Origin of the sequence: Lysinibacillus sp. OL1, from assembly GCF_004332175.1 — a bacterium.
In the GTDB taxonomy this organism is placed as follows: Bacteria; Bacillota; Bacilli; order Bacillales_A; family Planococcaceae; genus Lysinibacillus; species Lysinibacillus capsici.
Map to the genome: position 1 here is coordinate 1 of NZ_SJDS01000130.1, position 254 is coordinate 254.

Annotated in this window: 3 tRNA genes; all 3 read right to left on the reverse strand. The window is 56.7% G+C overall.

The window, feature by feature from the left end:
- Position 1 precedes the first annotated feature (1 nt).
- Positions 2-75, reverse strand: a tRNA-Arg gene (locus tag EW028_RS24770).
- 8 nt (positions 76-83) lie between these two features.
- A tRNA-Leu gene (locus EW028_RS24775) sits at positions 84-172 on the reverse strand.
- Positions 173-177: 5 nt separating this feature from the next.
- Positions 178-252, reverse strand: a tRNA-Gly gene (locus tag EW028_RS24780).
- Between the last annotated feature and the right edge of the window lie 2 nt (positions 253-254).

The following is a 254-nucleotide window of genomic DNA, read 5'->3' on the forward strand; positions in this document are numbered from 1 at the left end:
GCGCGCCCGACAGGAGTCGAACCCATAACCTTCTGATCCGTAGTCAGACGCTCTATCCAATTGAGCTACGGGCGCATTTAAAATGGTGCCGAGGACCGGAATCGAACCGGTACGGTAGTCACCTACCGCAGGATTTTAAGTCCTGTGCGTCTGCCAGTTCCGCCACCCCGGCACATTTGGAGCGGAAGACGAGGTTCGAACTCGCGACCCCCACCTTGGCAAGGTGGTGTTCTACCACTGAACTACTTCCGCAT